The organism is Bacillus sp. AK128 (genome assembly GCF_053903075.1).
This window is the reverse complement of the sequence record NZ_CP096379.1, coordinates 1,667,734-1,679,407: the sequence shown is the minus strand read 5'-3', so window position 1 is coordinate 1,679,407 and position 11,674 is coordinate 1,667,734. Positions and strand designations below refer to the sequence as shown.

Here is an 11,674-nt window from a genome sequence, read left to right as displayed (position 1 = left end):
GCTTAAAAATTCATTTTTAGTATACAAACTGTAACTTGATATAAAGACTGCAACCTAAGAAGATTATCATTTTATGATCTTAATCCAGTTTACTCAATTCTAATTCAATATTGTTCTTCCATTTGTAAAGTCTGCCATTTGAAACCTCTTCCCCAGTTATAGACTCAGGCGATCCATTGCTTGGAAGTAGTCTGTATTCTACAGAATACCCACCTATAAACATTTGATTAACCTTCATCACATTGAGGTACCTTAGACCATATCGGGGATGAAAACCAAAAAACTGTTCAGTGGTAATCTCTTTGCCTAGGTAGGGGATTGGGCTTTTTTCTTGTAAACTCCAAATATAATTTTGAGGCATTTCTAGTAAGTTCGTTTGATTTAACGTAAATGTATGTATATCTCCGTGTGACCAGAGGATCAAGTAGTTGTGTTCACTCACATAATTCCTAGCAACTTTACTGCTGTTAAAATATAACATCACTAAATAAAAAATAATAAAAATTGAGATGGTTAATATTGCCCAATATTTCTTTCTCAAAATGCTTCCCCACCTATCATAGAAGAGGTTCTAAAATTCACTTTGTACTTTAACCTTTTTTTGAACTTAATCCTGTTAGTATAAGCCTTAAAAAAAACAGTAGACTACTAGAATTTATCTATTTCAAATACTACATCCTTTAACACATCAATTGATTCCAAAGGTTCTCCATCAAGCTCTAAACTGTGATTGCCTCCTTCGACCACTTTTAAAAGTAGATTTTGATTATGTTTTAAATTTTCAAAGCGTTCCTTAATGAAGCAACTATCTTTATCGCCAATGATACAAAGTCCTCTTTGATTACTGTTTACCATTGCATGAAAAACGGCATCATTTTGTAGTATGGGAGTCAGCCATACTATTCTCGCATCCTTGAACATTGTATGATCGAGTAGATAACTCAAAGCTTTTGTTCCGATTGATTTAGCCACTACATAATAATTGCTATATTTTTTGTCCTTAATTGCGCTTTCAATTGCAAGTTGAACATCTCTAGCGAAATCACTTTCCTTTAAAGCAGACATCTCTTCCCTACTAAATGTATAGTTGATATGTAATACATCAAAACCTTTATTGTAAAAAAGAGCTGTTGTAAAGTGTAACAATGGAGCTTGTACTGTGTACCCTGCCCCAGGTAAAACAATGACTAAGGTAGTTGATTCTTGTTTTTGTTCAATCAATCTAAAAGGAATAATCTTAGGTCCAATGATTTTAAAATTTGTCACCCTTATCTCGCTCCCTAGTGTTTTATAGAGTGATTTATTCTTGACTATAAGGCAATATTCCTTCTTCAAGTAAACTCCGATATATTTCTAAAGTTACTTTATTCGCAATAATTAATCCTACCACGTATGAATTCTAATCTCTTATAGCTGACATAAAAAATTCTAAAACGAAAAGAGCAACACTTGATGAAAGTGTTACTCTTTGAATACTTATACCCTTTTTACGGAAAAGCTGTTTTCTCACTACATATCCTAAGGACAAAATAATTACTAACGAAGAATCTAATTTTATCACCTTACTTTTCGACTATGCTTCTTCCTTCTCGCCATCTTCTTTCTTCCACAACTCACCTGGCCAGAAAGCAAATCTCCCAAGGACTGTTGTAATGGCTGGGACAAGAAGAGGTCTGACAATAAATGTGTCTAACAGGATTCCAATCGCTGTGACCGTTCCGAATTGCACCAATACTTGTAAAGGTAAAACCGCTAAGACTGCGAACGTTCCTGCCAGGATGAGACCTGCAGATGTAATCACGCTACTCGTTTCTTCAACCCCTTCTGAAATGGCTCTTTTCAGTGACATCTTCTTACGATTTTTCCAAATGCTCGAAATCATAAAGATGTTATAATCTCCCCCTAGAGCCACTAAGAAGACAAACGCATAAAGAGGGATTAATCCTTGCATTGCCTCTGCTCCGTAACCATAGTGAATGACAAGCCAACCGAGTCCAAGTGCCGATAAAAATGATAATCCGACAGTTAGTAATAAATAAAGCATCGCAGGAAAAGAGCGTAAATAAACTACCAGTAGGATCGCTATAATTCCTAACACAACAGGAATGATGATACTTTGGTCTCTACTTGTGATTTGCTCTGTATCATACAGCTTTGCGGTTTCTCCTCCAAGCCAAACTCGACTTTCTGCTTGGTCGACACCTGATTCTAGTAACATAGTTTCTACTTGGTCTTTCAATCGAGGGATTACAGAAATCGCCTCATTCGAGAAAGGATTTATAGATAGAATGATGTTGTATTCCTTCATGTTTTCGTTACTTTCTCCAACTAAAGGCTCACTAACTTCTTCTACATAAGGCAATAAAGATAGTTCTTCCTCAATGGAAACTTCTTGACCGTCCGTTTCCACTAATAATTGCACCGGTGCAATTTCACCAACAGGGTAGTGTTCAGCAATAATCGTATTTCCTTCTCTAGACGGCATATCCTCAGGGAACGATTCAAACACACCATACGTATATTCAATTCTAGGTACAAAGGCTGCTAATACAACTAGGAATATAAATGTGATGGTAATAATCACCCACGGTTTTTCTGTGACAACTCTTCCTGCCATTCTACTAAACGCGCTTCGGTACTTAGGTCGACGCACTGGCTTTCCTTTTTTTGCTTCTAACTCTTTAAACATCGACTCTGTTCTTGGTATAAACGGGAAGAATGCCGCTCGGCCAAGTACAGAAAGAATCGCCGGTAGCAACGTTAATACAGCAATCCCCATGATGATAATGGCCACACTAAATGGAACAGCAAATCGGTCATAGGATGCATAATGTGCTAGACCTAAAGTAAGAAGTCCTAATGCCGTGGTCAACGCACTCATTAGAATAGCCCCACCTGAATTAGCAATCGCCAAATGAAGTGCCTTGTATTTATTTTGTTCGAGTTGTAGCTCATCACGGTATCTTGACACTAGAAATAGACAATAATCGGTTCCAGCACCAAAAAGTAGAACCGTCATAATAGAAATCGCTTGTGCATCAACCACGATCCACCCGTTGCTTGCTAGAAACCCTAGTAAAGGGCTAATGACTCCGTAGGCAAAGCCCACTCCAATCAATGGGACTAATGCCAGAATAATAGAACGGTAGAGGATGATTAATAAGAATAAAACAAGCAAGACTGTCGCAATCAGCAATGTTACATCAGCTTGACTAAATAGGGCAGTGGCATCTGTCTGAATGCCAACTGGTCCTGTAAATCGAACATGCAATCCACCTTCTGTTAACTCCTGTGAAAATGAATCCTTACCAGTTAGCGTTTTTATTTTTTCATTTATAACATCCAGTGATTCCTGTAATTCGTCCACCGATGCCTCTGTATCATAAAAAATAGGTGTAGATAGGGCCTCGCCATCTTCAGAAGTTAACTGTAGTAGTACTTCTGGTGGGACACTTCCAAAGTCTGGAACCATTGATTGATAATCGAGAGGTTTTTCTTTTAGGTCCTTGTATAATGCTTGAACATGCTCAAAGTCCCTTTCGTTCAGCCCACCATCACGGTACCACACGACCAATAACGGAACCCCTGTTTCATTTGGAAACTGTTCCTCGGTGATACGCTCTGCTTCCACAGACATAGCTGAATCAGGAAGTAGCTGACTTGAATTTGTTTCCTGACTATTCACTTGTGGCCACACAGAAGTTAATAAAAATACAATAAATACCCAAATCACTAATGTCAGCCAGCGACTTCTTGGCCCAGTGATAAACTCCACCATTTTTTTAATAGACATTCTATTCTCCCCTTTTATTACAACTAATTCCTGTACGCACTTAAATTATATATACTGGTAAGTTAATTATCAACAAATATCTCTACGTGCTATAATATAAAAGATTCAATAGTGAGGAGAGGACATGCTTGAAAGAGAAGAAAAAACGCTCGCTCGGAAGACCGCGTTCAAATGAACAAACAACACCGACAAATGAAATCATCCTTAATTCAGCATTAGAACTGTTTTTAAGCAATGGGTTTCAGAATGTCTCTTTAGATGATGTAGCAAAAAAATGTAACGTGACGAAGGCAACCATCTACTATTACTTTGAAAGTAAAGCGGATTTGTTCACAGAGGCAATGGTTTTGCTCATGACTCGAATTCGAGGATACATGTTACAAATGCTTCTTGAGCCTGAGCCATTACGCCAAAGACTTTATCGTGTAACAGAAGCTCATTTAAGAGCAACTTTTAACATTGACCTAGATGGTTTTCTACGAGAAGCTAAGAGTTCATTGACAGAGAAGCAACTCCAGGATATGCACAATGCAGAGTCTAAAATGTTCGATGCACTTAAAAAGGCCTTTACTGATTCAATTAATAACAATGAAATTCCAGAGATTCATACTGAATTTGCTGTCCAAAGCTATACTTCTTTACTGAAGGTCGGTAATTACCGCAATCCGGACCAAACAGGCCTGTTTCCGACCATAGAAGAAACAGCCAGTCAGATCATGGATTTTTATTGGAACGGCTTATTTCCACAGAACCCATCCAATTAGGAGAAATAGTCCTATTTACGTTCGCATAAACATAATAAGCTGCCATCATAAAATGGCAGCCTGATTTACGAAGGGCTAAGCTATAATAACTTTCACAGCCCTTTTACTTTTTTTATATATTCTTCATTTCCAATGCAAGTTTACTTCGACTGATCCAGTAACCTTGTGCTGTAAAAACAAATAGCGTGGCGAGTAGTAAGAACGTGTTTACTATAATAAGTGTCGAATAATTAAACCTCAGCTGACCCTCAGGATCAATTATTGATAACATCCTTGTTAAAAGAAGACCGAGGAACGTCCCTATTGTTAAGCCGTATAGCACAAAGGACAGTACTTGGGTAAGGATAAGTTTTATTAAACCATTAGGCGAAAGTCCAACAAGACGTTGAACGGCGTAGTCACTACGCTTCACATAAATGGTATGAAGTAAGGATTGAATTACACCTATACATGTTGCCCCAATCAAAACAATGAAAACTCCCACAAACAAACTCCAACGCTGTTCAAACATCTCCTTTGCTTGCTTTAACATGGTGTCTTGATCTCTCAATAGAAAAGAAGGGTACTTGTTTAAGATTCCTTGTAATTCGGCTATTGTTTGTTTTGTATCTGTGGTTTCCACCATAATTTCGTTTATAATCGGCTGCTCTTGTTTGGTAATGGTGGAAGACCAATCAATATAAACATCAGCATGATTAAGTGGCTCAGGAATGATTGCTACTACTTGGTGCGTCCCAGCTGTTACAAGCTCTGAAGTTGATATGACTGGTAAATGAATGGTAAGTGTATCTCCCACTGAGAGCAGATTTTCATCGGCAAACTTACTTGTAATAATCAGTCCGTTGGTTAAGTCTCCATGAACCTGTTTTATTCGGTTCATCTTTGTATATGTATCAACATCAATGGTTGTATAATCACTACTAAAGGAATTTCCGTCTTTTTCAAATTCTATTAAACTCAAATTACTTTTGGCATATGCGTAAGTTATGGAAGGCAGGTCTTCTATTTCGTTCATTATAGTAGGTGTTATAGACTGATCCTCTATCTCATTACTTAAAATAACCGGAGTCTCGTAACTCTTTTGAATGTACTCCTGTTCGTTGGCTTGAATACTTTTTAATAAGGAACTGCCAAAGATTAAGATCACCATTAATCCAATTAAACTTAGAACAACTGTTGAGTTGCGCTTAATTTGTGGTAATAGTTGCTGGCTAGCTAAATAAACTTCATTTCCAAAAAGTTTTCGGATAGGCTGTAAGGTTATTGATAAAAGCGCTTTTAAAATAAATGGGGTTAGAAGAAGAACCACCCCACATAGAATAAGCGAGCCGAAAATAATCAGTAAAGGGCCTTTTCCACCTGAATTCTCTTGCAACTGTCCGGTAACGAAACAAAAAAGTGATATAAATGACATCACACTAATCACCATTACTCTAAAAGTAGTCAATTTTAACTGAAGATCTTCATTGTCACTTTCGATTTGTAAAGGAAGGAGCTTCATTGCCTTATTAATCTGCCACCTTGTGATAAGGTGAAGAATTCCAAAACTAATGAACCCAATAGATAACACGAGAATGGCAGGAAAATCATTTCTAGCAATTGGTAGTGATAAGAATGAAATCAGCTGTGGCAATCCTAATTTGATGACCAATAGGCTGACTACTGTTCCCATGATGACTCCTAATAAGATAATGAAAGATAGTTGCGTGTTAATAATTTTCCCAATTTGGTTAGAAGATGCACCAAGAGATCTCAAAACCATTAGTTGTTCCTTTAATTTGTAGAATAGTAATTGGAAGGTTGATAGTAATAACATCCCTGTGATGATTAAAATAAAAACTGATAAAACAATGATAAAAATCATTAAAGACTGCAAATTCATTTTCACAAAATCATACTCGTTCGTAATGTCTACTCTCAAATTGCTGTCTATTTGCTTTATGTTTCTACCAATCTCTGAAGGATGATCGGCTTCAATTAACGCAAAAAGACCCTTTGTTTCATGATCCGCATACGGAACCCACTCTTTTACAACGGAATTCTGCAATAGTACAAAGCTTGTTTCTTCGGCCATTTTTACAGTTGGTAGTATTTCTTTAATGATAAAGGTCGTATTTTGAACGAGGACTTGGTCCCCCATATTCTTCTGTAATACCTTGGCAATTCCTTCTGATAAGATGATTTCATTACTCTTTAGGTCTGTTGAAAAATGGTACCTACTTTTTACAAGATCATCATTCTCAACCCCGAGAGTATATACAGAATCCATCTGTTCTACAGTTGTTTGCGCAATCAAAACAGGTGATACCATATCAATTCCATCTAGAGAGCTTAATTGATTATAAAGTGCGGTTGAAATAGTTTTTTCTTGTTCAGGATTGTATCCGATTGTTAAATCAGCATCTCCAAACACTGCGTGAATTTCCTCTTGCAATTGTGCATTAGCATTCCAAATATAAAGGCTCATTGTCATTATTAAACAAATACTAATTGCGATCATGCTAATACTTGTAGCAACATGAGCCCAAGCAGCACGAAATAGTTTCATCGCAATGCTACGAATACTAAACATGATCAATCACCTCGAGTACACGATTTAAATTTGGATAAAATATTATCTAAATCTTCATCTGTATTGGTATTATGGTAAGAATCAACAATTCTACCATCATGAAAAAAGAGAATTCTATTTGCGAATGTTGCAACATAAGGATCATGAGTAACAAGTAAAATGGTTTGATTCATTTCCTTTTTCAGACTGACAAGAAGATGTAAAATATCATCGGTTGTATTGACATCAAGTGCTCCTGTTGGCTCATCCGCGAGCAAAATAGGAGGATTTGTAATAATCGCCCGAGCAATGGCAACACGTTGTTTTTGACCACCAGATAGTTCGTGCGGAAGGTGCTTACGCCATGCTGAAATCTGTAATTTTTCCATTATATTTTCTACACGGATTTTGATTTCCTTACTTGGCACATCGTTAAGAATGAGCGGCAAAGAAATGTTATCTTCAACGGTCAGGTCTTTAAGTAAATGAAATGACTGAAATACAAAGCCAATATTTTCTTTCCTAAAATTAGAAGCATTCGGCTCTTTATACACGTTATTTGCTTGCTTCCCAAATAAGAAAAGTGCACCTTCCGTGGGCTCATCAATTGCGCTAATCATATTAAGTAAGGTGCTCTTACCAGAACCGCTCGTTCCCATAATCGCTACCATTTCCCCCTCGTAAATAGTACAATGGATATTCTTTATGGCCGTTACATTATGTTCCTTCTGTCTAAAGATTTTGGTCATGCCTTCAATACGCAATACCTCAGATAATCGCTTTTCTGGAACAGGAATTGTATCAATCATTTCTTTCAACGGATTGAACCCATTCATCAATATACGCCCCCTTTAACTGTGATCGTAATGCTTGTAACCCTCTTCTAATATAGGTTTTCACTGTTCCTTCAGGATATTGTAAAATTGAAGCAATTTGGGTAATCGAGTAATCCTGATAAAATCGTAATAATAGAACCGTTTTATATTTTTCATCAAGCTGATAAAGTGCACTCCATAGGTCTAAATGTTCTTCAATATTGGAGTATGATATGGTGTTCATTGTTTCGAAACTCGTCGGATCAACAAGATCCATTTTCTTCCTTTTTGCTATGTATGTTTTACAGCAGTTAATCAATATACGTGTAATCCAAGTAGAAAAGTATTTAGGTTCATTCAGCTTGGGTAATCCCTCGAATGCTCGAATGATGGTTTGCTGATATATTTCAATGGCATCATTTTCGTTTTGTACATAGATAAATGCCATGCGGTAAAGTTCAGTCTTTTTCTGATCTATAAGATTATAAAAGGCTTCCTCATCGCCATTTTTCGCTTGTTCAATAAGAGAAATAGTATGATTTACTATGAAAACCGCCCCCCTTCCAAACTGTTAGACTCTACAACTAATCGTTTTGATTCAAAAATTTTTATATTTTATTCAATTGTAGAATGAGAGATTTAAATCACGTAATTATAAAAAGTAACAAAGAATGTCAATCAGCCTTAGTGAAATAATCTTTGAATCAGAAATAGAGCCTAAGTAAAAATAAATACCCTCAAAAAAACGATAACCCTCTTTGGATTATCGCTCCCAATCGTTTGTGTTAGTGCTTTATCATAATGAAAGCCTGAATTGTATTAATTGACTCTCTGCTCCTAAGTACTCTTCAGTTCCGATTCTACTAACTTCTTTAAATCCTAATCTGATGAGCATTTTTCTTGAGCGAATATTTGTTTCGTGTGTTTCTGCAGTAAAGACTGTAATTCCTAAATGGGTACAAGCGTAGTCCATCATACATTTACTAGAAGTGTAGCCAATTCCTTTACCCCATAGTGAGCTTTCACCAATTGCAATGCCTAATTCAGCCGTGGTATTTTTAATACAAGCTAGGTCAGCATAACCAATTAGTCTATTTTCCATTTCAATTCCCAATCGAATAAAGTCTTCAGCAAGATTATTTACACAATGGAGCCACCAGCTATATAATTCTTTCTCGTCTCTATTTTTCTCCCAATCATTTGCTAAGCAAAACGAAAGATCCTTACTCCATGCTAGAACATTTTCGAAATCATCTATAGTTATAGGTCTTATTTTGATAGCTTGATTACTTTTTACATTCATATCCATCTAGCTCCCTCTTAACTGAACATAAAAGTCACCCTGGGTATTCTTAGGGATTTTCAGATATTTTGTTGCTTCTTTTATAAGACTATTTAAAATTGGTCCGTTGATTTCCGTTGCAGGCACTCGCTTTCCGCGAGGAGGGATGTGAGCCTCCTCGGCTTCGCCTGTGGGGTCTCACACTTCCCTCACTCTCCCGCCGGAGTCGAGTGCCTTCCACTCCAATCAACTATACTTGTTAACAAAGGTAAGTTAAAGCAAGAATCTTAACAAAAAGGCCTTTCTTAAAGAACATTGTTAAAGAGTACATCCATTACTTTAAGAAATTTACCCAAATTGAATCATCATATTGTCCGTCTTTCACTTTAAAGAAAGTACCCATAATACCAAGATGGACTATGCCATATTCATTTCTTGTATTCTTTCGAGTAGGAGCATATATTGAAAAAAAGAAAAAATCCGCCTCTTCTATTCATACATTTTCAGGTACTAGTTCGGCAGTTTCAGCTTGATCAAACGCTAAAGATTAAAACCCACTTTTTAAATTTTGGAGGTTCTTTTATCATAGTTCTCCACATTTTCTTGGTAGAATTTTCAGTTTTACCAGTTAATAAATAATACCTCATGTCAATTTTGACTATTATTATCTTATACACTGTTTCTATTTCGTCTCTAACATACTTTTATTTTATCTTATGCTAATTAATCATTGAATAAATTCTACAAAAAAGGGGTTAATCCTTCTTGGATTAATCCCCGCCTAGATAAAAAAGAGTAGGATTCATTTGTCAAAAAGCTTGATAACAAAAGACTATCAAACTCAGTATTATTCCGAAATTAAATTAATCTTCTCCACTAAGTTATCTATGATTGAATTTATATCTGCATAGCCATAATACCTTACATACATGACCGCTCTTCCTTTGAATGCAAACACTTCTTTCATTTCCTTCTCTTCATGAACAACTAAAAGATCCAAGTCTGGATGTTTTGTTTCAACATATTCTTCTCTACTAGTTTCATAACTGTATCTTTCGATTAAATCTGAGACAAGATTGTCCGCCAGAGTCGGTATGTTTAGCTGATACACCTGTGTATGAATTGCCGGTGAATATACACCACTTCCATCATTCCACATTGTTCCAGGAACCAGCCCCTGTTCATCTGTTTCATATTGCACGGGTGCCAATGGACTCCAATCAAACGTATACCGGTTGCCCCAATCCACACCTTCACTCTCATAAGAAGGTTCCCCACGAATTAGAGCTGGATTCTCTTCTACGTCAGCTAACCTAATAATCGGTAAGTCAAGATTTCCTTCGGGTAATGTTTTTGTATCCATCTTCACAAGCTGAACGAATGGAATGATAGCGCTCAATCCAATTACTAATGTAAAGAGAAAAGCCATGGTAGAATGTATTTTATAGTGCTTTTTCCACGGAGCATGGTGATCGATCGGTTTTCCTTCAAGTAGATTTCTTCTCAAAGCACGAATGGAAATGGATGCTTGAAGCGATTGATAGGCCAAATACAAAAAAAAGATTGCTAGGATTGATTGTTGAATAGCCCCGCCGTCGACCATAATAAAGGTAGGTGTCCCATCAAGAAACCAAATTGAAGATAACATACCGATTATTAAAATCATTGCGACAATTATTGTAATAGCGTTCAAAACTAATTTCTTATCTAGTTCTTTTAATGTATATGATTGCTCGGCGGGGTCTGTATGAAGTTCTGGTGCATCGAGCTCTTCTGGTGATGAAAACACATGAAAAAAACTATAGCTTGTTACATAATCCCAACCACTTTCAGCATAAATCTTAATTTGTTCTTGTGAAGTCTTCTTCCTCATGAATACATCTATTCTGTACCTTGTTTTCTTTGGTTCACCTTTATCAAACTTGGCAAAATGGATCCCCATTTTCCTTAGATGTAAACCTTTAGCCGCCATTTCTGCAAACCAGCTTTCATGCTCACCGATTCGCCAATAATCACTAGGACGAATTTTATGTACGGTTTTATTCATTCTCATCACCTTCCTCCAAAATCTTGCTGTCTATGATCAAGGATTTTAATCGACTATACTCTATACGCAGTGCTTGTTCTCCTACTTTTGTAATTTGATATGTCTTCCTTCTGCCATCATTCTCTGCTAGTGAAATTAGTCCGTCTTTTTGCATCCTTGAGAGAACTCCGTAAAGTGTCCCTGGACCCATTTTTAATCTTCCATTCGAAACTTCCGTAATCGCATGCATAAGTTGATAACCATGGTTAGGACGCATTAAGGATAGTAGTACATAATACATTGCTTCGGTCATCGGCCCACCATTATATGTCATTTTTTTCATCCCTTCTCTTGTTCAACTCAATAGTATGTCAGACGATATTATGCGTAACGATATATCGTATAACATAATAATACTTCATGAATTTTCAACTGTAAATCAT

At 36.6% G+C, this 11,674-nt stretch carries 10 protein-coding genes; 1 reads left to right on the top strand and 9 read right to left on the bottom strand.

Translation table 11 applies throughout. The annotated features are described in order from the left end of the window. Positions 1 to 79: 79 nt before the first annotated feature. From M1D60_RS08245 to M1D60_RS08235, 3 genes are all read right to left on the bottom strand, one after another. Complete coding sequence (locus M1D60_RS08245; protein ID WP_456278679.1) at positions 80 to 541, bottom strand: hypothetical protein; 462 nt, start codon at positions 539 to 541, stop codon at positions 80 to 82. Between the two features lie 107 nt (positions 542 to 648). Beyond that, complete coding sequence (locus tag M1D60_RS08240) at positions 649 to 1,266, bottom strand: alpha/beta family hydrolase (protein ID WP_456278678.1); 618 nt, start codon at positions 1,264 to 1,266, stop codon at positions 649 to 651. 307 nt (positions 1,267 to 1,573) lie between these two features. Then, positions 1,574 to 3,793, bottom strand: coding sequence for an MMPL family transporter (locus M1D60_RS08235; RefSeq protein ID WP_456278677.1), 2,220 nt, complete (start codon positions 3,791 to 3,793; stop codon positions 1,574 to 1,576). Positions 3,794 to 3,921: 128 nt separating this feature from the next. Here M1D60_RS08235 and M1D60_RS08230 point away from each other — a divergent pair, with 128 nt between their 5' ends. Further along, entirely contained in the window at positions 3,922 to 4,557 is a 636-nt protein-coding gene (locus tag M1D60_RS08230) for a TetR/AcrR family transcriptional regulator (protein ID WP_456278676.1), read from the top strand. A gap of 112 nt (positions 4,558 to 4,669) precedes the next feature. Here M1D60_RS08230 and M1D60_RS08225 read toward each other — a convergent pair whose 3' ends face one another. The 6 genes from M1D60_RS08225 to M1D60_RS08200 all read right to left on the bottom strand — a co-directional run bounded on the left by M1D60_RS08225 (position 4,670) and on the right by M1D60_RS08200 (position 11,574). Then, on the bottom strand, positions 4,670 to 7,129 hold the full coding sequence (locus M1D60_RS08225; protein ID WP_456278675.1) for an FtsX-like permease family protein: 2,460 nt from the start codon (positions 7,127 to 7,129) through the stop codon (positions 4,670 to 4,672). 2 nt (positions 7,130 to 7,131) lie between these two features. After that, positions 7,132 to 7,917, bottom strand: a complete 786-nt coding sequence (locus tag M1D60_RS08220) for an ABC transporter ATP-binding protein (RefSeq protein WP_456279391.1) — start codon at positions 7,915 to 7,917, stop codon at positions 7,132 to 7,134. After that, entirely contained in the window at positions 7,910 to 8,401 is a 492-nt protein-coding gene (locus M1D60_RS08215; RefSeq protein ID WP_456279390.1) for a sigma-70 family RNA polymerase sigma factor, read from the bottom strand. Before M1D60_RS08215 ends, M1D60_RS08220 begins: the two co-directional genes overlap by 8 nt. A 318-nt stretch (positions 8,402 to 8,719) precedes the next feature. Further along, complete coding sequence (locus M1D60_RS08210; RefSeq protein WP_456278674.1) at positions 8,720 to 9,232, bottom strand: GNAT family N-acetyltransferase; 513 nt, start codon at positions 9,230 to 9,232, stop codon at positions 8,720 to 8,722. A gap of 820 nt (positions 9,233 to 10,052) precedes the next feature. After that, positions 10,053 to 11,258, bottom strand: coding sequence for a DUF2812 domain-containing protein (locus M1D60_RS08205; protein ID WP_456278673.1), 1,206 nt, complete (start codon positions 11,256 to 11,258; stop codon positions 10,053 to 10,055). Next, positions 11,245 to 11,574 (bottom strand): PadR family transcriptional regulator, encoded by a 330-nt coding sequence (locus M1D60_RS08200; protein WP_456278672.1) that lies wholly within the window; start codon positions 11,572 to 11,574, stop codon positions 11,245 to 11,247. The genes M1D60_RS08205 and M1D60_RS08200 overlap by 14 nt, the downstream gene beginning before the upstream one ends. Positions 11,575 to 11,674: the final 100 nt, after the last annotated feature.

Bases quoted from the DNA above. Each gene is read 5' to 3' on its own strand.
- M1D60_RS08220 (WP_456279391.1), bottom strand. From the start codon at position 7,917: ATGATTGATACAATTCCTGTTCCAGAAAAGCGATTATCTGAGGTATTG.
- M1D60_RS08200 (WP_456278672.1), bottom strand. From the start codon at position 11,574: ATGAAAAAAATGACATATAATGGTGGGCCGATGACCGAAGCAATGTAT.
- M1D60_RS08225 (WP_456278675.1), bottom strand. From the start codon at position 7,129: ATGTTTAGTATTCGTAGCATTGCGATGAAACTATTTCGTGCTGCTTGG.
- M1D60_RS08205 (WP_456278673.1), bottom strand. From the start codon at position 11,258: ATGAGAATGAATAAAACCGTACATAAAATTCGTCCTAGTGATTATTGG.
- M1D60_RS08210 (WP_456278674.1), bottom strand. From the start codon at position 9,232: ATGGATATGAATGTAAAAAGTAATCAAGCTATCAAAATAAGACCTATA.
- M1D60_RS08235 (WP_456278677.1), bottom strand. From the start codon at position 3,793: ATGTCTATTAAAAAAATGGTGGAGTTTATCACTGGGCCAAGAAGTCGC.